At 50.0% G+C, this 23313-nt stretch carries 14 protein-coding genes; 10 read left to right on the top strand and 4 right to left on the bottom strand.

The window, feature by feature from the left end:
* Positions 1–303: 303 nt before the first annotated feature.
* Positions 304–576 (bottom strand): 30S ribosomal protein S20, encoded by a 273-nt coding sequence (gene rpsT, locus ACX1DY_RS08555; RefSeq protein ID WP_019909173.1) that lies wholly within the window; start codon positions 574–576, stop codon positions 304–306.
* A 179-nt stretch (positions 577–755) separates the two neighbouring features.
* Between rpsT and gpr the strand changes: the two genes are divergently transcribed.
* From gpr to ACX1DY_RS08525, 6 genes are all read left to right on the top strand, one after another.
* A complete protein-coding gene (gene gpr, locus ACX1DY_RS08550; protein WP_458963756.1) occupies positions 756–1766 on the top strand; it encodes a GPR endopeptidase in 1011 nt (336 codons plus the stop codon).
* A gap of 189 nt (positions 1767–1955) precedes the next feature.
* Positions 1956–3353, top strand: coding sequence for a stage II sporulation protein P (locus ACX1DY_RS08545; RefSeq protein WP_458963755.1), 1398 nt, complete (start codon positions 1956–1958; stop codon positions 3351–3353).
* A gap of 32 nt (positions 3354–3385) precedes the next feature.
* Positions 3386–3877 carry a hypothetical protein gene (locus tag ACX1DY_RS08540; RefSeq protein WP_458963754.1) on the top strand — a complete coding sequence of 164 codons (492 nt, stop codon included), beginning with the start codon at positions 3386–3388 and terminating at the stop codon, positions 3875–3877.
* 103 nt (positions 3878–3980) lie between these two features.
* Positions 3981–5795: a translation elongation factor 4 gene (lepA, locus tag ACX1DY_RS08535; protein ID WP_458963753.1), complete on the top strand. Its 1815-nt coding sequence runs from the start codon at positions 3981–3983 to the stop codon at positions 5793–5795.
* A 342-nt stretch (positions 5796–6137) separates the two neighbouring features.
* Complete coding sequence (hemW, locus tag ACX1DY_RS08530; RefSeq protein WP_458963752.1) at positions 6138–7310, top strand: radical SAM family heme chaperone HemW; 1173 nt, start codon at positions 6138–6140, stop codon at positions 7308–7310.
* 92 nt (positions 7311–7402) lie between these two features.
* Positions 7403–7894, top strand: coding sequence for an N-acetyltransferase (locus ACX1DY_RS08525; protein ID WP_458963925.1), 492 nt, complete (start codon positions 7403–7405; stop codon positions 7892–7894).
* A gap of 105 nt (positions 7895–7999) precedes the next feature.
* Here ACX1DY_RS08525 and ACX1DY_RS08520 read toward each other — a convergent pair whose 3' ends face one another.
* Positions 8000–8731 carry a hypothetical protein gene (locus ACX1DY_RS08520; RefSeq protein WP_458963751.1) on the bottom strand — a complete coding sequence of 244 codons (732 nt, stop codon included), beginning with the start codon at positions 8729–8731 and terminating at the stop codon, positions 8000–8002.
* Positions 8732–8929: 198 nt separating this feature from the next.
* Between ACX1DY_RS08520 and hrcA the strand changes: the two genes are divergently transcribed.
* From hrcA to dnaJ, 4 genes are all read left to right on the top strand, one after another.
* Complete coding sequence (gene hrcA / locus ACX1DY_RS08515; RefSeq protein ID WP_458963750.1) at positions 8930–9961, top strand: heat-inducible transcriptional repressor HrcA; 1032 nt, start codon at positions 8930–8932, stop codon at positions 9959–9961.
* A 48-nt stretch (positions 9962–10009) separates the two neighbouring features.
* A complete protein-coding gene (gene grpE / locus ACX1DY_RS08510; protein ID WP_458963749.1) occupies positions 10010–10582 on the top strand; it encodes a nucleotide exchange factor GrpE in 573 nt (190 codons plus the stop codon).
* 107 nt (positions 10583–10689) lie between these two features.
* Positions 10690–12528: a molecular chaperone DnaK gene (gene dnaK, locus ACX1DY_RS08505; protein WP_458963748.1), complete on the top strand. Its 1839-nt coding sequence runs from the start codon at positions 10690–10692 to the stop codon at positions 12526–12528.
* A 124-nt stretch (positions 12529–12652) separates the two neighbouring features.
* Positions 12653–13774, top strand: a complete 1122-nt coding sequence (gene dnaJ / locus ACX1DY_RS08500; protein ID WP_458963747.1) for a molecular chaperone DnaJ — start codon at positions 12653–12655, stop codon at positions 13772–13774.
* A gap of 153 nt (positions 13775–13927) precedes the next feature.
* Here dnaJ and ACX1DY_RS08495 read toward each other — a convergent pair whose 3' ends face one another.
* Positions 13928–18028, bottom strand: a complete 4101-nt coding sequence (locus tag ACX1DY_RS08495) for a S8 family serine peptidase (RefSeq protein WP_458963746.1) — start codon at positions 18026–18028, stop codon at positions 13928–13930.
* Positions 18029–18641: 613 nt separating this feature from the next.
* Positions 18642–23141, bottom strand: coding sequence for a S8 family serine peptidase (locus ACX1DY_RS08490; protein WP_458963745.1), 4500 nt, complete (start codon positions 23139–23141; stop codon positions 18642–18644).
* Positions 23142–23313 lie beyond the last annotated feature (172 nt).

Below are 23313 nucleotides of genomic sequence, written 5' to 3'. Positions count from 1 at the left end.
GTTGAACTTAAAAAAATCATAAAAAAGGTAGGAGTGCGGAGGGGAGGTTTGGAACTGTAGGAGCGATAGCGTCCGCCTTTATGTTTGGATTTCTACCGCGGCCAGCGGTTTAAATCAGGAAATTCAAACATAACAGCGGCCGGAAGTCCAAACATTCCCCGCAGTTACGACCAGACCCTAATATGAAAATCTAAAGTTCAACTTATATAGCAGGCAAGCATATAAAAGAGCACAAAAAAACCTAACCGTATGCAGCATAGCGGTCAGGTTCTTATAGTGCTCATTATGAAAGTAGCCCTTGGCTTAGGCTTGAGCCTTAAGAGCGTTCAATTTCTTCGCCAAGCGGGATTTTTTGCGGGCAGCCGCATTTTTATGAACCAGGCCTTTAGTTACAGCCTTGTCCAGCTTTTTGGAAGCAGCTTTGAAAGCAGCTTGAGCAGTTTCAACTTCAGTACCAGTCAGGGCTACATCAGCAGTTTTCACAGCTGTACGAAGCGCGGATTTCTGGGAAGCGTTCAGTGCACGGCGTTTTTCGGTCGTCTTGACGCGTTTTACCGCGGATTTGATATTTGGCATTGCATTCACCTCCTGAAAGACATTCGAAATCATCAAATGATTCACAACTTAAAATAGTTTAGCATGATGCTCAGCAAAATGCAACACTAAAAGCTTATAATTTAACCTTTTCAGCCTGTATAAACCAAGGCCTTCTCTCGCACACTATCGACAATATGCAAAAGGAGGCTGAACTAATAATGGAACTGGATCTTCAGCTATATTCGGTACGCACGGACTTGGCGCTAGAGGCCAAAGAAATGGCTCAAGGCCCGCAAAAAACGCCGATTCCCGGTGTTAACGAAGAGGTAGAGGAGGCAGACGGCATTAAGGTTACCCGCCTTGCCGTAGCTAACAGCGCAGGTTCGCAGGCTATCGGCCGTGCCATAGGAAACTACGTGACTCTGGAGGTTCCAGGGCTGCGCGGGGGCGATACCGGGCTGCAGCAGAAGGTATCCACGGTTTTTGCCCGCGAATTCGAGCAGTTCATGGACAGAATCGGCATTGGACGCAGCTCCTCTGTGCTAATTGTCGGCCTGGGCAACTGGAACGTGACCCCTGATTCGTTGGGCCCGCTTGTTGTGGAGAATGCCCTGATTACACGCCAGTTCTATGAGCTGGTTCCCGATCAGGTCTCTCCCGGCTACCGCAATGTGAGCGCGATTGCCCCCGGCGTGCTTGGCCTGACAGGCATTGAATCCAGTGAGGTGGTACAGGGAATCGTTGACCGGACGAAGCCGGACGTTATTATTGCTATTGATGCTCTGGCCTCCCGGTCGCTTGAACGGGTCAATACGACGATTCAAATTGCCGATATCGGCATTCATCCCGGTTCGGGAATCGGCAACAAACGCCGGGGGCTGACCAAGGAAATTCTCGGTATCCCCTGCATTGCTATCGGCGTTCCTACAGTATGTTATGCTTCAACGATTGTGAACAATGTGCTGGAGATGATGAGCAAGCATTTTGGACAGGTTGGAGCAGGAGCGGCTCATACCAAAGAAATTATGGGCATGCTGGACGATATCTCTGAGCAGGAGCGGCTGTCGCTGGTAAAGGAGGTACTGGAGCCGCTAGGGCATGATCTGATCGTAACTCCGAAGGAAATTGATGAGTTCATTGAGGAAATCGCCAATATCGTAGCGGGCGGACTGAATGCCGCGCTGCATGATGCCGTAGATCCCGGCAATGTCGGGGCTTATACCCACTGACCGTAAGTCAGCCATATCAGGCCTGCTCAGACTGCCGCAAGGCAGCCCCTGGGCGGGCTATTTTCGTGTGATAAAGGGTCCCGATATGTGTGTTGCCGTGTTCTCTCATTTTTGGTTCTAGCACTACTCTTTCACTCATAGATTTGGAGTATAAGAGATTACAGAGGGCTGGAGGAGGACATAACAATAATGAATAGAAAATGGTTTCAGCTATGGAATATCGGCCGGTTGCGCAGCAAGCTGCTGGATATTCTGTCGCTGGGGAGAACGATGTTGCTGCTGGCCGGAGGTTCACTTGTGTTTTTTATGCTGCTTGGAGCCGGTGGGGTGGCCGGGCAGAAGCTGAATTCTTCACCCGTTCCGTCGATGAAAGGTCTGGCTGCATCGCTCTCCAGCGGGTTTTTCATGGAGCTGCTGGGCATGGAGGTTCCGCATTTGCCGCAAGGACAAGCCCCTTCCGCATTTTCGGGCAAAAATGTAACCTCCTTCGTTTTCCGCATGCTGACCAGCGTCGATCCGGGAGACCCGAAAAGCCTGCTCTCCCGCGAGATGCCGGGTCTGGCAGCGGATGATCCTTTTCTGCTTCGGGCAGGCTCTGGCGGTGCTTCGGGCGCTCCTGCCGACTACCATCCGGGAACAGACGGAGTGGCGGCAAACGGAGCGGGCGATAAAAATGCAGCAGGGACAGACGTAACGGAGCCTGCGCATACCGATGGAGCGGACGAGCCCAGCGGTGAAGCAAGTACACCGTCACCGGAAGCTACGGCGGCACCGGATGCGGCAGGAACAGGTGAGGCGGGCGATAACAGCGACACAGGGAAAACCTCTGAACCCGGCGGCAGCCAGGATACCTCGATCAAGCGGATATTAATCTACCATTCCCATCCCCGCGAGGCTTATAATCCGCTGCTTGGAACAGAGAGCGACAATCCAAGCTCTGCTGTTCCATCCAAAAATGTAATGATGGTAGGCTCGTATATTGCCAAAAGACTGGAGCAGCGCGGGATTGGGACCGTCCATTCCCAGGAGGATTACGCAACAAAGGTGCCGGATTACAATTGGAATTTTTCCTATAAATATTCACGAATTACGGTCAAAGCAGCTTTAAGCGCCAATCAGGAAATGAGTGAGATGATTGACATTCACCGCGATTCGCAGCGGCATGGCAAAACTACCGCCGTCATTGACGGAAAAAGCTACGCCCAGGTGTATTTTATCCTCGGCCATGCGAATAAGGATTGGAAGAAGAATGAAGCATTTGCCAATAAAATTCATCAGCTGCTGGAGAAGAGCTATCCTGGGATATCCCGCGGGATCTGGGGCAAGTCATCCGGGAACGGCAACAACGGTGAATACAATCAGACCCTTTCGCCTAACAGTGTATTAATTGAAGTAGGCGGGATCGACAATTCAGCGGAGGAGCTAAAGCGGACGGCGGACATTTTGGCTGATGCCATCGCCGATGTGTACTGGAACAGTCATGACGCTGAAAAAGCGGCTGCGCCTGACTCTGGCCTAAACACTACGAAGCAGGATGAGAGCATGCAAGGCAAGACGGGAAAAGCCGCTGCGGGCGGCGCATCCTAAGATCAAGCCTACTTGATGAAGGAGTGAATGAAATGTCGCGGATCGGAAAAAAATTGGTTGTGGTAGGAATCTGGACGGGCATTGGAATACTCATAGGCATGCAGTTTGGCGGCAGTGTCGGAAGCAAGGTTGCTCGGGTGCTGCCGGGCTGGAACGGGGCAACCGGGACAGTGCAAACTGCTCCAACCTCCCAGGCGTCTGGGCTCCAAAATAATCCGGCAGCAGGTAAGGTTCAAGGCGGTCAGGCCTATGTCTACCTTCCAGTAACCGTGGACCCGGCAACCGGCGCTTACACGGTTGCTCCGGTACAAACGCAAAGTCCTGCCGACTCTCCCTCCTCCGGCAATCTGCCGCAGCAGGAAGTGAAGGATTACAGCACAAAAAGCCCCGAGCAGCTTCTAATTCCTGAGGAACAGAAGCCGACGGTAGACAAACTGGCCGACAAAACGGCGGGGCTGCTGCAGCAAGCCTCCCAGAAAAGCATCCGCTGGGTGGTCTCACTGTTCGACTCCGCTGAGGAGTAAGCTTTCGCCCTTTCTTTGCACTCCCCAGGCAACGGGATTGATGGCCGCAGCCCGTACTGCTATAATAAGAGGATTAACATTAGGCTTTCTGTGGGGGTAAGGAATGACTGACGTTCAGAAAAGACAACAACAAATCCGCAATTTCTCGATTATTGCACATATAGACCATGGCAAATCGACACTGGCTGACCGCATCCTGGAATATACAGGGGCACTCACCTCGCGTGAAATGCAGGAGCAGGTGCTCGACCAAATGGATCTGGAGCGCGAACGCGGCATTACCATTAAGCTGCAGGCTGTCCGCCTCACTTATCGTGCCGATGACGGGCAGGAATATTTGCTGAACCTGATTGATACACCGGGGCACGTCGATTTCACTTATGAGGTTTCCCGCAGCCTTGCGGCCTGTGAAGGCGCCCTGCTGGTAGTGGATGCGGCCCAGGGTATCGAAGCGCAGACATTGGCTAACGTATACCTGGCGCTGGACAACAATCTGGAGATTCTCCCTGTTATCAACAAAATTGATTTGCCGAGCGCTGACCCTGAACGGGTGAAGCAGGAGATCGAGGACGTAATCGGGCTGGATGCCAGCGAAGCAGTGCTGGCCTCCGCCAAAGCCGGCATCGGCATCAAGGAGATTTTGGAGCAGGTGGTTAAGCAGGTTCCAGCGCCAGCCGGTACTGCTGATGCCCCGCTGAAGGCGCTGATTTTTGACTCCCACTATGATCCGTACAAAGGCGTTATCGTCTATGTCCGTGTTATAGATGGAAAGATCCGCGCAGGCTCCAAGATTAAGATGATGGCTACGGACAAGGTGTTCGATGTCATTGAAGTTGGCGCATTTATGCCGCGTATGAGCATTGTGGAAGAGCTTAATATCGGGGATGTCGGCTTCATCGTTGCCGGTATCAAGCATGTCGGCGACACTCGCGTCGGTGATACCGTAACGGATGCCAAGAATCCGACGCTGGAGCCGCTGCCCGGTTACCGGAAGATTAACCCGATGGTATACTGCGGTCTCTATCCGATTGAAACCTCTGATTATAATGATTTGCGTGAAGCGCTGGAGAAGCTTCAGCTCAACGATGCTTCACTCAGCTTTGAGCCGGAAAGCTCAAGCGCGCTCGGCTTCGGCTTCCGCTGCGGCTTCCTGGGGCTTTTGCACATGGAAATTATCCAGGAGCGGATTGAGCGTGAGTTCAATCTGCCGCTGATCACCACGGCGCCAAGCGTTATTTACCGCATTAAGCTGACCAATGGCGAAACGATCCAGATCGACAACCCGTCGCACTATCCGGAGATCGGCACCATTGATTATGTGGAAGAGCCTTACGTCAAAGCCGGGATCATTGTTCCGAACGATTACGTGGGTACCGTTATGGAGCTGTGTCAGAATAAACGCGGTGAATTCGTCAATATGGAGTATCTGGATTCCAACCGGGTGACGATTACCTACCAGATCCCGCTGTCAGAAATCGTATATGATTTCTTTGACCAGTTGAAGTCCGGCACTAAGGGATATGCGTCCTTTGACTATGAAGTATCGGGCTACCGCCAGTCCAACCTTGTCAAGATGGACATCCTTCTTAACGGGGAGCAGGTCGATGCCCTGTCGTTCATCGTCCACCGCGACCGTGCCTACAACCGCGGCCGCATCATCTGCGAGAAGCTGCGCGGCATTATTCCGCGACAGATGTTCGAGGTGCCGATTCAGGCTTCTGTCGGCACGAAGATTGTGGCCCGCGAGACGGTTAAGGCGATGCGCAAGAACGTACTCGCTAAATGCTACGGCGGCGATATTTCGCGTAAGCGGAAGCTGCTCGAGAAGCAGAAGGAAGGTAAGAAGCGCATGAAGCAGGTCGGCAGCGTTGAGGTGCCGCAGGAAGCGTTCATGGCGGTGCTCAAGATTGATGAGTAGCTGCAAATGAATCTCCGCTCTATGCGAGCTGGATTTGTAAGCAGCATGTTATGCAAGGGAAGCCAGACGGCTTCCCTTTTCTGGCTAGATATCTAGATGAAATGATATATAGATTGGACTTGGGAAAATAACAAAAGGGAAAAGTGGCGGAGGGGAAGTTTGGAACTGGAGGAGCAGCGCGTCCGCCTTTATGTTTGGATTTCTACCGCAGCCAGCGGACAAAATCAGGAAATCCAAAATAACAGCGGCCGGAAGTCCAAACAATCCCCACAGTTACGACCAGACCCAATATGAAATCTATAGATCAGCTTATTCAGCTTATTTTGAACAAAGGAGACAGCTATGACAAACGTTAATAATGGCCGTCCCCCGGAGGCCGTATACATTCATATCCCGTTTTGTACGAATAAGTGTTTTTACTGCGACTTTAATTCCTATGTGCTGAAGGACCAGCCGGTCATGGATTACCTGCATGCGCTGGACCGGGAGATGGAGCTGACGGTGAAGAATACGCCGCCCGGCGTGATCAAGACGATTTTTGTGGGCGGGGGAACACCGACGGTGCTGAAACCGGATGAAATGGCTTATTTTCTGAAATCCGTGCGCACACATTTCCCACAGTGGGATGAGAATATAGAGTTCTCTATGGAGGCTAATCCCGGTACCACTGACATAGACAAACTGACAGTAATGAAGGAAGGCGGCGTCAATCGGGTCAGCTTTGGCGTCCAGGCTTTTCAGAATGAGCTGCTCAGCGGCATTGGCCGGATTCATAATGTGGATGATGTCTACCGCAGCCTGGAAAATGCACGCAGTGTCGGCCTGAACAATCTGTCGGTCGATCTGATGTTCGGCCTGCCGAATCAGACGGTTGATATGCTGAGAGAAAGCATCCGCAAGGCACTGGAGCTGAATCTGCCGCACTATTCCATCTACAGCCTCAAGGTGGAGGAGAATACGCTTTTCCACACATTATTCAATAAGAACAAGCTTCCGCTTCCTAGTGAAGAGGACGAGCTGGAGATGTACCTGCTGCTGATGTCAACAATGGAGGCTGCGGGCTACGGTCAATATGAGATCAGCAATTTCGCCAAACCTGGAATGGAGAGCCGGCACAATATTACGTACTGGCGCAATGAGGACTATTATGGTCTCGGTGCAGGTGCGCATGGATATGTGAAGCGGCAGCGGCATATGAATATCAAGGGCGTCAACCCTTATATTGAAGCTTCGCGAAGCGGTCTGCCGCGTCTGGACACGTTCATGATCTCTGAGCAGGAGGCGATGGAGGACTTCATGATGGTTGGCCTGCGCATGCGCGAAGGCGTGTCTGACCGGGCGTTCCAGGCGCAGTTTGGAAAAGCGATAGCGGATGTTTTCGCGCGGCCACTGAGCAAAATGCTGTCTGCCGGACTGCTGGAGCCAAGCGGAGACAGCTATCGTCTGAGCAAACAGGGCATCCTGTTCGGGAACGATGTATTTGGTGAATTTGTCGGTGCTTTGACAGAGGTTTAATTTTAAAATACCTCTTGAATTGTAATTCACCCTGTTGTATATTTATTCATATTAACAACGAGGGGTGAGTCAAAGTGCTTGTCAAAACGGAGATGTTCCGCCAGCCGGCTCCTGCGGGAGACCATAATGTGATATGCAGGAATGCTACAGTGGAGGATGTTGAGCCGCTGTATTTAATGATAGAGGAGTACGCCCAGCGCGGAATTATGCTGCCCCGTTCCAGGCAAGCGCTGACCCGCCAGATCGACCAGTTCGTTGTTGCCGAATTGGACGGCAAATTCATCGGCTGCGGTTCACTGTTCAGACTTGGCGCTGATCTCGTAGAGGTCCGTTCCATCGGCTTGCGTGATGAGGGCAAAGGCAAAGGCGTTGGCTCGATGATTCTGGAGAAGCTGACAGAAGAGGCCAGACGTCAGAAGATCCCCAAGATTATGGCCCTGACCTATGCGGTGGATTTCTTCCTTAGAAACGGGTTCACCGTTGTTGAGAAGGAAATTTTCCCGGAGAAGGTATGGACGGATTGCGTGAACTGCAAGAAGCAGCATGCCTGCGATGAAATCGCCGTGCTTAAGAAGCTGGATTAACCCGCAGCGGATTATATAAAATACACAAACCACTTTTCTGCAGGGCGGAGGCCATTTGCGGAAAAGTGGTTTTTTGCTAACTATTGAAGTGAATAATCGTTACTATTACTTTGCGTAAATCAGCTTGCGCTGCTTTTCCACCAGCTTGGCCAGTTCAGGCGTGGCGTAAGCCGAAGGATTAAATACAGCAAACATGGTGTTGTAGACTATGGTTCGTTTGGTGCCGTCCATCAGTTCTATTTCCAGCCAGTAATCCCCTCCAACTAATCCTTTGTTTTCTTTATAAAGCTGATTGAATGGAACATATTTAAGCTTCGGATACTCCCTTATGAACACAGCAGCCGCTTCCGGTGTAAAATCCTTAAGAGGACTCCCATCCATGCCGCTGATAAAACGGACGGTCTTGATCTTGCCTTCGATATCCAGCAGATCATTCATGGTGTGGGCGTTGGGATTATCGCTAGCCACATACAGCCTGTCCCCTGCTATTAGCCGGGCCGAGGTTTTATAGCCCTTCACTTCGTAGAGCTTCGTACCCACTTCCAGCAAGGTGGCATCTCCATCCTGCATGGGGTCCCGGGGGCAAGTATGATCAGCTTTGCGGTAGCTGGTTTCACCGACTTTTTTTCCCTTTTCCGTCTTGTCGAGGCTTCTTTCATTATAATCCGTATACATGATGCCGTTCCATTGAAAGGCAGGAATATAATCTACCTCACCGTAATAACACTTGTATGGGCCTATCTTCTCCGGCACTCCGCCCGGCATGCAGCCTGACAGCATGAGCATAGCTATTATCATGGTGAATGCGGTAAAGAGCCGTTGTTTTAGTGATGTCATTTTACACCTCCTTAAATATCAGACGAAGGAATGGGGGATTGGTTGCGGGAGGCCCGGCAGGCCTGAAAATTGGTGAAACCAAGATACTGAACTGACTTGACAATGTCAAGGTCAGTTTGGTATTTTTGTATTAGTGGTTAGCACTCATCTAACCAGAGTGCTAACGAATCGGAGCCGCAGCCGACTGGAGGGAATTATATGTTAACCGAACGCCAGAGAATGATATTGAACGCCATCGTAGATGATTACATTACTTCCGCTGAGCCGGTTGGCTCGCGCAGCATTTCCAAACGCGGGGATGTAGGTTATAGTCCTGCCACAATCCGCAACGAAATGGCCGATTTGGAGGATTTAGGCTATCTGGAGCAGCCGCACACATCGGCAGGCAGAATTCCTTCCCATAAGGGCTACCGCTATTATGTGGATCATCTGGTACCGTGGAATTCCGCTGAATCGGCAGAGCTGGGCACGATCCGGACTTTTTTTGCCGAGAAGCTTAATCAGACGGAGCAGGTTATCCAGCATGCGGCGATGATCCTTTCCAATATGACGAATTATACTTCCATCCTTTTGGGGCCGGAGGTTTTTCATACTTCATTGCGCCATTTTCAGTTGCTCCCGCTGAATGACAATACCGCCGTGGCGATTATTGTTACAAGCACCGGCCAGGTAGAGAACAAGACAGTGACTATTCCACCGGAAATTTCTTTGTCCGAGATGGAGAAGGTCGTTAATTTGCTGAACAGCAAGCTGGTAAATGTACCGCTCTACAAGCTGAAGAGCCAGCTCTATTCTGAGCTTGGAGAAGAGATGCAGCGTCATATCTCCCACTATGAAGAATTAATGAAGGTGCTGGACACGGCGCTGGAAAGCGATCATGAGCAGCGCATTTATCTCAGCGGAGCGACCAATATGCTGACCCAGCCCGAGTTCAAGGACGTCGATAAGGTCAAGACTATTCTCGATTTGCTGGAAGAAACGCCCACCCTGCTCAAAATGCTGGACCCCGTATCCGGAGGACCCGGCATGCAGGTGCGCATCGGAACAGAGAACAAGCATGAGGCTTTTGCCAACTGCAGTCTGATTACCGCCACGTATTCGCTGGATGGGAAGGCGCTTGGAAGCATTGGCATCCTGGGACCGACCCGGATGGAATACGCGCGGGTAATGGGTATACTAGGCATACTATCCCGAGATTTGACAGCAATGCTGGCTCACTGGTATAAGTGAACAGAGCGTAATTGATTTCGTGACTGATTATAAGGAGGTGAAGACAACTTGAAAGAGGAAGAAATTCAGGATCAGGCAATAAATGAGAACCAGGCGGCTGACGAGGCTGAAGCAGCGGCAGACACCGTGACAGCTAATGCGGAAGAAACCTTCGAGGAGGCTTCGGACACCGGTGAGGCGGCCAAACGCCTGCAGGAGCTTACTGAAGAGTACCAGGCGCGTGCGCTGCGCGTACAGGCTGATTTTGACAACTTCCGCCGCCGTACCCAGAAGGAGAAGGAAGAGCTGGCGCAATACGCTACCTCCAAGCTTGTAGCTGAACTGCTTCCGGTGCTCGACAACTTCGAACGCGCAATTGTCACCGCTCCGGCCGGTCCGGAGTTCGAGGCTTTTAACAAAGGCGTGAATATGATTTTCCATCAGCTTGAAGGGGTATTGAAGTCTGAAGGACTTGCGGCGATGGAATCGGTAGGACAGCCCTTTAACCCTGAATATCATCAGGCCATCATGCAGGTGGAGAGTGAGGAGCACGAGGAAGGCATCGTGACGGAAGAGGTCCAGAAGGGCTATCTCCTGAAGGATAAGGTTCTTCGTCCCGCTATGGTCAAAGTCAGCATGTAGTCCTGTCTATATAAGCTGGGGATACTTAATGATTTTCACAAGTATTATCTATCAATAAATTCAAGAGGGGCTAAGGGCTCCATAATATTTTGAGGAGGCACATTACTGTGAGTAAAGTTATCGGTATTGACTTAGGAACTACCAACTCTTGCGTTGCCGTTATGGAAGGCGGCGAAGCTGTCGTTATCCCGAATCCGGAAGGCGCGCGCACAACCCCATCGGTTGTAGGCTTCAAGAAGGACGGCGAACGTATCGTCGGCGAAACAGCCAAACGCCAGGCGATTACGAACCCTGACCGCACAATTGCTTCTATTAAACGCCACATGGGCACAAACCACAAAGAAAGCATCGACGGCAAGGATTACTCTGCACAAGAGATTTCGGCCATGATTCTGCAAAAGCTGAAATCCGACGCCGAGGCTTACCTGGGCCAGCCGGTAACACAGGCCGTTATTACGGTTCCTGCGTATTTCAATGACAGCCAGCGTCAAGCAACGAAGGATGCGGGCAAAATCGCCGGTCTCGAGGTTCTGCGTATCGTCAACGAACCAACAGCAGCGGCTCTCGCTTACGGTCTGGAAAAAGCCGAAGACCAAACGATCCTCGTCTATGACCTTGGTGGCGGTACCTTCGACGTATCCATCCTTGAGCTGGGCGACGGCTTCTTCGAAGTAAAAGCAACAAGCGGTGACAACCGTCTTGGCGGCGACGACTTTGACCAAGTAGTTATGGATTTCCTTGTAGCTGAATTCAAAAAAGAGCAGGGCATCGACCTGAGCAAAGATAAAGCAGCGGTACAACGTCTGAAGGATGCTGCGGAAAAAGCGAAAAAAGAGCTGTCCGGCGTACTGACAACTACCGTATCCCTTCCGTTCATCACAGTTGTTGACGGCGTACCTCAGCACTTGGAAGTGAACCTTACCCGCGCTAAATTCGACGAGCTGACTGCAGGTCTGGTTGAACGCACACTGGGACCTACACGCCAGGCACTGAGCGATGCAGGCATGACTCCGGCTGATCTGAACAGAATCGTGCTCGTGGGCGGTTCCACACGTATTCCTGCTGTACAGGATGCCATCAAGAAGCTTACCGGCAAAGAGCCGCACAAAGGCGTTAACCCGGATGAAGTGGTAGCCCTCGGTGCAGCTGTTCAAGCGGGTGTATTGACCGGTGACGTAAAAGACGTGGTATTGCTTGACGTAACTCCGCTGTCCCTGGGTATTGAAACTGCAGGCGGCGTATTCACGAAGATGATCGAACGCAACACTACGATCCCTACAAGCAAATCGCAGGTGTTCTCGACCTTTGCCGATAACCAGCCAAGCGTGGAAATTCACGTGCTGCAAGGTGAGCGCCAAATGGCGAACGGCAACAAGACGCTGGGACGCTTCATGCTGAACGAGATTCCACCGGCACCGCGCGGCGTACCGCAAATCGAAGTTACCTTCGATATTGACGCCAACGGTATCGTTAATGTATCTGCAACTGATAAGGGCACGAACAAGAGCCAGAAGATCACCATTACTTCCTCTAGCGGCCTGAGCGATGCAGAAGTAGAACAAATGATGAAGGATGCCGAGCTACACGCTGAGGAAGACCGCAAGCGTAAAGAATTGGTAGAAGCGAAGAACTCCGCTGACCAACTCGTGTATTCCACCGATAAAGTTATCAAAGACCTCGGCGACAAAGCGGATGCTGCTGAAGTCGACAAAGCCAATGCTGCCAAGGATAAGCTGAAAGCCGCTTTGGAAACTGACAACCTGGAAGAAATCAATGCGGCTACAGAAGCGCTGACTGAGATCGTACAGCAGTTGTCCGTGAAGCTGTATGAGCAGGCTGCACAGGCTGAGCAAGGCGCAGAAGGCGGCCAGGGAGCTCCAGAAGGCGCAAAGAAAGACAATGTGGTAGACGCCGACTATGAGGTTGTTGACGACGAGAAGAAATAAGGGTAACTTTAAACGATAAGTTATTTTGTTCGAAGGGAAGGTCAAGACCGGGGCATCCCGTGTTTTGGCTTTCCTTTTAACATGTTACAGGGATAATGAGTATTGATGTACGGAGGTGAAAGCAGTGGCAGATAAACGCGATTATTATGAGGTTCTGGGCCTCGGAAGAGATGCTTCAGACGATGAAGTAAAGAAGGCGTACCGCAAGCTGGCACGCCAGTATCATCCGGACGTCAACAAGGCGAGTGACGCGGAGGCTAAATTCAAGGAAGTGAAGGAAGCCTACGATGTGCTCAGCGACGCTCAGCAGCGCGCGCGTTATGACCAGTATGGACATATTGATCCTAACCAGGGAATGGGCGGCGGCTTTGGCGGCGGTGGAGATTTCGGAGGACTTGGCGACATCTTCGATATGTTCTTCGGCGGCGGCGGACGGCGTGATCCGAACGCACCGCAACGCGGCGGCGATTTGCAGTACACAATGACCATTGAATTCAAGGAAGCGGTATTCGGCAAAGAAACCGACATTACCATTCCACGTACGGAAACCTGCGATACCTGCTTTGGCTCCGGTGCCAAACCCGGTACCAAACCGGAGACCTGCTCCGTGTGCCACGGCAGCGGCCAACAGGAATTTGTGCAGAATACACCGCTTGGACAAATGCGTAACCGCCGTCCTTGCTCGCACTGCTCTGGTACAGGCAAGATTATTAAGGAAAAATGTACGACTTGCGCCGGACAGGGGAAAGTCAAGAAGCAGCGCAAGATTCATGTACGCATTCCCGCCGGGGTCGATGACGGCGCTCAGCTGCGCATGACTGGCGAAGGCGAAGGCGGCACACGCGGCGGTCCTTCCGGTGATCTGTACATTGTTATTCGTGTGAAGTCGCATGACTTCTTCGTGCGCGAGAACGACGATATTATGTGTGAGGTTCCCTTAACCTTTGCCCAGGCAGCGCTTGGCGACGAGATTGAGATTCCTACCCTGACGGAAAAAGTGAAGCTCAAAATCCCGGCAGGCACACAGACAGGCACCTTCTTCCGGCTTAAAGGCAAAGGTGTTCCGCATCTGCGCGGCTCCGGAACAGGCGACCAGCATGTGCGGGTCATCGTCGTTACCCCAAGCAAGCTCAGCGAAGAACAGAAAGACCTGCTCCGCCAGTTCGCCTCCTACAACGGGGAAAATACGCATGAGCAGGAGCAATCCTTTTTTGACCGTGTGAAACGCGCGTTCCGCGGGGAGTAAGTGTTGCTAATCTTATTTTTATCATATACACAGACGGCTGTGCCTCCTCAAAGGATGCGCAGCCGTTTTATTAGTTGAGCTTATGAAGCAAAAAAAGATCGTGTATGGCTTAGCCATACACGATCTTTTTGCTTTCAATCGTTCAGAGCAAGACTATTCAATCAAGCCAATCTTACTCAGCAATTCGTAGAGAGCGGCAGCAGCCGTTTCGCGTGTTGCTGGGGCAGTCGGATTGAAAGCAGTTCCTGCATCACTGCCGATGATGCCAGCTTTGGACAGGGATTGCAGACTGTCCTTGGCATAAGGTGCTACTTTGGCATTGTCGGTGTAAGTTGTGAACGAAGGATTAGCGGCCTTCAATTCTACTCCTGTTAATTTCAGTGCTCTGTCCAGAATAACAGCCAGCTCTTGACGGGTTACTTTCTGGGTTGGAGCAAATTTGCCGTTGCCAATGCCTAGAATCAGGCCGGCTTTGGAAGCGGCAGCAACATCTTTAGCATACCAGTCTGATGATTTTACATCAGTGAAGGTAACGCTGGCATCCGTACGAAGACCAAGTGCGCGAGTTAAAAGTGCAGTGAACTCAGCGCGTGTCAGGTTGTTAAGTGGTGAGAAAGTCGTTGCCGAAGTGCCTTGGATAATCAGCTTGTCGGCCAGAGTCTTAATGGCAGTGGCCGATTTCGAAGCAGCGATATCCGTGAAGGCAGCCGATGGTTTGCTTACTGCGGCGTATACCGAGAAGCCTGGACGACTTACAGTAACGATAGTTGTTCCATCAGCCTGAGGCGTGAATACGGAAGCAACTGGTGTTACCAGTCCGTTCTCTTCAAAGAGCACACCTGCGGTTTTCGGTTGGATCGCTCCCGGTACCGTGAAGGATCTCTTGATGAAAGTATTGTTTGGAACATTCAAATATGTGCTGCCTGTTGCAGTTGTCCAAGAAGCTTCGAAGGAAACCGGAGTTCCGATTACCGTTGAACCAGCTACGCTTGAAGTTAGCTTGCTGGCGGTATCAGGGGATTGCTTGATATCGAGCTTCAAGCCTTGTCCTGCCGGGGAACCAGAGAACAGAGATACCGGTAAAGATACAGCGGAACCGCTAATGCTTACAATTACAGAGCTTCCAGCAGGGAGACCGGTCAGCAGCTTCACTTGATCTGCAGTCAGGCTCAGTTGGGCAGCCTTATCAGTTGTAGAGGCTACAGAGATCACAACAGCAGTCTTGGAGGTCGCGGCATTTGCCAGCGCTGCCTTCAGATCATTGTCGGTTACTGTTACAGTAGTTACACCATCCTTAGATGCAACTGCTGGGGTTACAGTTACTTGCTTGGTACCTTCCTCTACCAGAGCTTTGGCTGTGCTTGGGATAATAGGTGTTGCTGGTGCTGCAACGCTACCGCCGCCGCCTGTTGATGGGCTTGAAGCTGTTACGAAGCGGAAAGAGGTATAGGTGCTGTAGTACTTATCATTGTTGTAATCAATCTTAATCGGCCCTTTGGTGTTGTCTTCTGCAGTGATGGCGAGAATCTCGAGCTTGTAAACGCCATCCTTAATATTTGCTACTGCAGGTTTACCGTTGGCGTCAACGATAGGATCACCGTTGCTGTCATAAGGCTGGTAGGTCGCTCCTATTACCGTGCTATAGTTGCCCGGTTCAAAGAATTTATCCGGTTTACCCGTAGTGTATACCTGGAATGAGCCTTTCTTGGCATCATCCAGACCAATCAGATTCACTTCATAGTAGTTAATATCGTCAGCTTTCAGTTTGTAAGAAAGGGTAGCTGTCGAATTGGAGTATAAGATCGGCGAGCTGATCACTGCTTCCTGTACGCCTGTGCCCCAATCAGGCTGTTCAGCCTTATCATTTACATGGACAGTAAATGGCAGATGCAGCGTCGGTTGTCCTTTGGCTGTCAGAACCACTTTACCTTGGTAATCCAGTTTTGGATCGGCGTCAGCTGCAACAGTAACATTCAACTTAAATCCAGTTGTGCCATATGCGGATGCTGTTACAGTGGTTTTGTCCAATGTAGCAGATACTTTATCCGCTTGACCATAATTCCATTCAACAGAAGCGGTGTACGCAACTTCGCTGTTGCTGACGTTCTTCAACTGCAGTGTTTTACTATCTGTGGAGCCTGGCACCATCACTCCAAAACTTGTTGAAGGATTGTAGTTGGTGATACTTTGAGATGCATAGTTCTTGTCCAGAATAGAGATAGGTTCTACAGCTTCGAGCAGTGCCGGAGTCAAAATCGCATTTTCAACATTGGCCCGTCCAGGGCCTTGAAGATACAGATCTTCTGGATTTCCTTTGTAGAAGATAGGATCTGCAGTGTTCGCTAGTGCGGCACGAACGTCAATTGGCGTATATTCCGGATGTGCCTGCTTAATCAACAGCGACAAGCCTGCGACATGCGGAGTAGCCATACTTGTACCGCTGATTCGGTTGTAAGCTTTGGAATAATCTCCGCCATATGCTGGCCATGTAGACAGCACTCCGTCACCAGGAGCTACGATGTCTGGTTTGATGCCCAGCTTGCCATCGACATTTGGCCCCAAGGAGGAGAAGGTGCTCATAGTATCCCCTGTTGTCATTTCATGGTTATATTCTGAACCAAAAGTGAAATAAGTAGGGTTGTCTCCATTAGCAATAATAGCTCTGGCTAACTTACGGCCTTTTGAGCCTTCAATGTCGAACGTAGGAATACTCTCATATCCATTGCCAAGATTCACACCGATAAAGCCGGAACGATCTGTGTAGCTCTCGTCAAGAATAGCTTCACTCTTACCATCGACCTTCTTAGCATTGCCGTTGAAAATTACGATTGCTTTGGCATGATGCGCTTTTGCATTCGCAATTTTGTCTGTAAAGGCCAAATCGCCGCGGGATACCAGAACGATGGAACCACTGATGTCCCCTTTCGGGTAATCTTCGTTAGCTCCAAGATTTGCATAAACGACCCGAGTAGGTTCTGTGCCGATAATGGTGGCGAAATCCGTTTTTGCCAACTCGTATGCCATCATGTGGAATGGATAATAGGCATCATAAGTAACCGAAGTTACAGAGTTTGCTATTTCTGCCTTGAAACTTCCAGAGTAAGCGTCAATAGGGCTGGTTACAGAACCTACAGAGATCGCCAGCTGGGATGTAGCCGGGGAACCGAGTGAAAAATATCCAGCCTCTCCATTATTACCGTTGGCGATAACTGCCACTACGCCAGACAAGACGGCGTTATTGATAGCAATCGAATCCGGGGAGTTCACATCTTTTTCGGAATCTGAACCAAGGGACAGATTGATAACATCCATGCCATCTTTCACTGCGCGTTCGATACCGTCGATGACCTGAGCTGATGAACCGGAGGATGTGCTTGGTTTGTCGAGATTGCGTCCCAGAACCTTGTACACATATAGGTCTGCGCCTGGGGCTACACCTTTCTGGGCAACTTCTCCTTTAGCGGCATATTGTCCAATGATGGTGCCGGCTACATGAGTGCCGTGATAAGTTCCGCCATAGCCTACGCCATACGGATCTTCTGCAGGGGTCAGCGGAACTTCTTCATAAGGGTCTTTATCATTATAAAATGAGTCATAGCCGCCTTTGTAAGCTGCTGCGATATCCGGATGCTTATAGTCTACACCGGTATCAATGACGCCGACTTTCAAGCCTGCACCATTAATTCCGTGGTCTGCAGCCCAGGTAGCACGAATCTGCTCGAGTGGAGCATTGTCGTTTCTGTAAGTGGCTTCAGTTACTGTCTGATCAGGAAGAGCGTACCAGGTGCTGTTCGGATAAATGGAAGTAACGCCGGAAATCTTGGCCAGCTCCGGAATCTTATTCGCCGGAATAGTGACTTCAAAGCCATTCAAAATGGTGTCATACTTGTAGTTGACGGTCAGATCGATGCCTTTGGCTTCAGCCTGGTCCAGCACATCGGCCTGCTGGCTCTTAACCGCAGCTTCAGTAGCTGTTTTGGCTAGAGCTGAGATCCCCTGCTTAGCGGCGTATTTGCCGATAGCTGCAGGCTGGCCGCTTAATTGAACAATGACCCGGACTTTACTTGAGGATTTGGTGTTGAGCTGTGGAGAAATAATAGTTTGATTTGATTGAATCAAAGATGCTAGATGATTGCTTGATGATGACGTCTGCAAGCTGCCGGCGGCGAATGCCGCACCCGGAATCATACCGGCTGTCACACCCAGTGACAAGGCTAGTACAGACAGCTTACGTGGTAGTTTTGTCCACTCCAAATGTAATCCCCTCCATGTTATGTTCTTAATACTGGCTCACATCTCTCCTGCTGCAGACAGTAGTATGGATTCTCCTTTTCTTCTCATCCAGTTTATTTCCGTCTGAAATAGTAGGAAAAATATTAAGAAGATTTTACCACCGGTAAAATGTAAAATCTACATTAAATTTCTGAAGTTTGAAGAATAATTTTCATTTGTATGATGCAATATATGACATGATCACTCTCCTTCTAAGGTCTGATCTATCAGAAATCCTCGGAAAAACACGTTTTTAAGTGAAAAAATGCGCTTAAAGGGAGAATTCCTCACATAGATTCATGCGCTGAATAAATTTTTGTTTTTATTCAGGCAGCTGCTCTAATGTACTCTTCTCTGAGTGGAAATTACATTTATTTTACAATCTAGCGGAGAAACGTTATATACTACTTTTGTACCAAATTAAGGTAATCTAACAACCGTTTGAAATGCTGTAAAAACAATGGGAAATGGGTGGTATTCAGTTATGATGACAAGAATCATTCGTCACTAATTTGCAAAACGGCTGCGTATCCTAGACAGGACACGCAGCCGTTTCTTTTAAATATATTAAATGTTGCCTTAGCTGAACTTCACATTATTTAGAGCGAAGATCCTCAAGCACCCGGTGCAGGATGGCGGCTGCCTGTGCACGGGTCAGAGTACCTTGTGGATTGAAGGTATTAGCTCCTTCTCCTTTGAGGTAGCCTTTGCTTACTGCAAATGAAATTGCATTTTTTGCATTTGCAGAGATTTTTCCGGCATCCTTGAATGTCAGTGTTGCGGAAGAAGAACTATCCGCACCCAGAGCATTAGCGAGAATGACAGCAGCCTCTTCACGTGTCAAGACATCGCGGGAGCCTGCTTCTTTAATGCGGGTTGACCAGGTGTCGCCTTTGCCGAGCAAACGGTCGAACAGGGTCAGCAGTTCAGCCTGGTTCAAGCTGTCGGAAGGCTTGAAGCTGCCGTCCGTTCCTTTTCCGGCTACAATACCATGAGCTGCAAGAATCTCGATATCTTCCTTGGCCCAATGCACGCTGAGATCAATAAAGGTAACGTTGCGTACAGCGGCGCTATAAGTGCCGTCGCCGGTAATTGTAAACTGCAGGAGGCCGTCTTTTGGAAGTGTACCTGCCTGGAAATAAGTCCATTTGCTATCCGTGGTTTGTTTATATACTCCTGCCTTACGAACGTCCTTCTTACCGGCATCATTCAGATGAATTTGCACGGTAACAGGTTTGCCTGTGGACCAGCCGTTCTTAATAGTTAACAGGGAAAACCCGAGGTCAACTGTTGCTGTGCTTCCCGATAGAGCAGCTTTGTCTTTGCTATCCACAAGGCTGACAGTCACAGCCAATCCGCTGCTTGTGATGAAGTCAGGAAGAGTACCTGCTGGAATAAGCAGTGTAAAGCCTGCTCCATTGATACTAAGTGCGTTGGCAGCGGTCTTCAGTTTCTCTGCTTGGGCAGAGGTAAGCGAAATTTTCACTTCTCCATACTTTGTGAAATCTAAGTCGCTGACACTAATGACGGCTGTGTTATTCTCTACCTTTTGTAACGCAGCGGTCAACGCTGTGTCAGAAACGGCCAATACTGCTGTTGGTTTACCGCCTGCAGGATTTGCAGTCTCAACCAACTGTCCGGCAGTCAAGGTAGTGCCCACGGCTGGAGCCGATCCTCCTGTGGAAATCGCAGGCCCGGATGGTACAGGGTTTGTGACGACTACATTTACGGTCGACAGCCCTGCCGGAACTGTAGCTGAGTAGCTGTCGCTCCAGAGCAGAACATCCGATAGTTTGAAGGTATACGTTCCGGCGGAGGCTGGTGTAAAGGTAAACTTGCCAAGTGAGCCATTACCTGTGCCGGTATAAGCCCCATCCGTTACATGCACGCCGTATTGCAGTACACTCTGTCCATCTTTCAGAGGAATAAGGTTGGTGAATTGCGGCAGCGGCTTACCAGGGAAATTGGTTTCCTGATAGGTAGCCAGTTGTACGCTTGGCACAATGGTTGGTTCATTAAGATTCTTGCTGTAATACAGGTTGAATGTGGCTCCATAAATGCCGTAGACATTGTCAGTAACAGAGAAGCCTACATCAATTGTAACCGGCTGTCCAACTACAGCTTGAATTGGAGAAGCCGCAGGAGTTACCTTGGCGCTGTTTGCATCTGTGCTGTAGCGAAGCAGCTGTGCATAATCTCCGTCTGCCGCACCGTTGCCGGCTGTATCATACACGTAGATATAGAACTGGTTCAGCCCTTCAGCGAGAGGGACTTCGATTTCAAAATATCCGGATGGATCAATAACTCCATCTGCCTGCAGCAGTTTGCCATTAGCTCCTGTAAAGACTGCAGCAGCTCCGAATAATTTGTTAGGATCTTGGCCTGCGGCTACGAGTTCCAAAAGAAGGTCATCAGCAATAAAGCCGCTAATTGTTGCACTTCTTGGCTCTTCTGCAGTTGTCCGGTCATGTTCTGTAATTGTCAAACCGGTAACTACCGGAGCGGTCCGGTCAACAACAATGGAGATTGTTTGATCATCAGGTACAGCAGTACCATTCAGAACAGGTGTAATGGAATAAATTCCATCCGGCAGTTGTAGCGGTTTTTTAGTTTTTTGATCAACGACCGTACCATCCCAATCGGTAGTTTCATAGAAACCACGATAATATTTCTCGCCAGTCGCGTATACATCACCAACAACTGTTCCAGTGAACACATCAGCTACTTCAATATGCAGACTGTTGATTGGCTCATTTACAGAGAAGGAGAAGTCGGTGTTGTCCAAATAACCGTCATTATTTGGGGAGATGATCTTTTGTCCCACATAAAGATTCGTAAGCGCATCCGGCTTGTACTTGTCACCTACTACTACACCTATAGGCAGTGTTAAGGTTTCTTGGCCTTCAACTTCCGTAAGTGTCAGTGTAGCTTCATAGAACCCTGGAGCGGCTGTAGCATCAATGGTTAGAGGAACATTGAAGTATCCTCCGGCAGTGATATCACTAAAGGCTGGGAGAGAGATTCCTTTGTGTTCCGCTGTGCGCCAGTCAACACTGACACTGTAGGTCTTAGGTGCTTTTGAAATGGGATCTACATAGACGGTCTTCGTTACGGTTCCGACAGATTGGAGACCAAAGGAAAGTGAACCCGTATCATAATTTACTGTTGGCACTGCCGGGTTCCCCGTATCGAGAACCTCGGCAACTCTGGCGAAGGAGCTGGCCGCTATTACCTTGGACAGATCAATGAGTCCTGCGCCTTGCTCATAGACACTGTAATACTTTCCTGTACGGTCCTTGATTGGAGTTGCACTGTTGGACAACAGAACTTTAACCTGATCCGGTGTCAAGTTCTTATCCCAATCCAGCAGCAGGGCTGCTGCTCCGGCTACATGCGGGCTGGCCATACTGGTGCCGTTGAGCTTGGTGTATCCATTGGAGCTTTCCCACACAGGCACTGAGGAGTTTATCCCTACGCCAGGAGCCAGGACATCCGGCTTGATATTCAGTTCCGGAAGTGCCGGTCCGCGTGAACTGAAACCGGCAAGCAAATTGCTGGTATCCCATTTAACCTCGAAATTTACTGTATTACGCCCTGCATTAATCTCTTGCTTAATCAAGGCGCCTTCAGCTTTGGTAATGCCGTAGGTAGGAACGCCGGTGGAGTCAATGGCCATGCTTAGCTCCCCATCAGCGTTATTGGCGATCAGCAGCCCGATTGCACCGGCTTTCTTGGCGTTAGCGGATTTGGATACAAAAGTATAAGTTCCGCGGTCAACGAGCGCTATCTTTCCTGCTGCACCAGCCTTGGTGTAATCCTCTACCGAGCCTCCCAGTCCGGCGTAGACGATCTCTTTTCCACTTGCTGTAAGCGCAGCGGATTCAGCAGCCTGAATGCCATAGACATTATTGACTACACCAACTTTAAATACATTAACCCAAGTTGGTGTAGTGCTGGCGCCGACCGAGATGGTTCGATGCGCACCGCCCGGAGTGCCTACAGTTTCCTGGCCAGGACCTGCATTACCCGATGCGAGTACAACAGTAACACCCGCTTTGGCGGCATTGTCCACGGCGATGGCATCCGGTGAATACTGCTGGTTCACATCGGAGCCAAGCGAGAGGTTGATGACATCAACGCCCTTAGCTACCGCCAGCTCGATGCCTTCGATGACATCGGCAGTAGATCCCGAGCCGTAAGGTCCAAGTACACGGTATACATAAATATCCGCTTTCGGAGCTACACTGTGGACGATACCGGAGACATGGGAACCGTGAGCAGTCTCATATGGCTTGCCGTCTCTTGGCAAGTAACGTGGGTCTGGCTTCGTTTCAAATGGATATTCGTCGTTATCAACGACGTCATATCCACCTTTGTAGACACCTTTGAGGTAAGGATGATCATAGTCGATACCGGTATCAATAACAGCTACTTCAATACCTTCTCCAGTAGCACCCTTGTCATATAGGGCTTTTGTATGAAAGATATCGCCGTTACCTACAGGCACTTGAGCTGATCCACCTGAAGAAGGTGGCGCTTCAAAATCTGTGGCTGTTTCCAGCGCATGAACAGTCGTGTTGGGGAATACGGCCTTTACGCCTGGCAGTGCAAGCAGCTTGTCTACCTGATTGCCTGGAAGTGTGACTTCATAGCCGTTAAAAACCTCGGTATATTCATGACCCGTTACAGCGCCGATTAGATCGGCAGCCGCTTTAAAAGCGCTGTGCTCCGTACGGAGAACGTTGTGCTGCAGTGATGGTGCAGAGCCTTTGAGAGATGGGCTTTGGCTTTCTGCAACTTTGATCGGGTCTTTCTGCAATTGGACAATGAAGGTAACAGGTGCTGAAGAAGTGCTTGTTCCGGCATAGTTTTGCGGCTTAATGGCTGAAGCTTTGTAGCTCTGGATGAATTGACTCAAGGAGTCCGAGGAGAAATCCAGCTTCGGATTCAGTTGTGGAGCCTGGTCTTGAAGATTTGGAGGCGCGGGCAGAAAGCTGCCTGCACTGGCATAAGAGGCGGAAGGAAAGAGAACTGAAACTGCTAAGCTTACACTTGCTGCGCCAATGCCAAATTTACGGATGGAGCGTGTGAACATTTACATATCCTCCCCAGTGTCAATTAGTTTACATAGTAGGAACTCACTTAACCTAACGTATCCCTCCTTGTTTCGAGTATTGTAGAGCTGAACGAATTATTAGTGAAAATTAGATATATTTTACAGGCTAATTACCAAATGTTATATCCTACTTTTGTACTATATTCAGGGG

It is taken from the genome of Paenibacillus sp. BAC0078 (genome assembly GCF_054483875.1).
The sequence above is the reverse complement of the archived record's forward strand: the minus strand, read 5'-3'. Positions and strand labels throughout refer to the sequence as shown.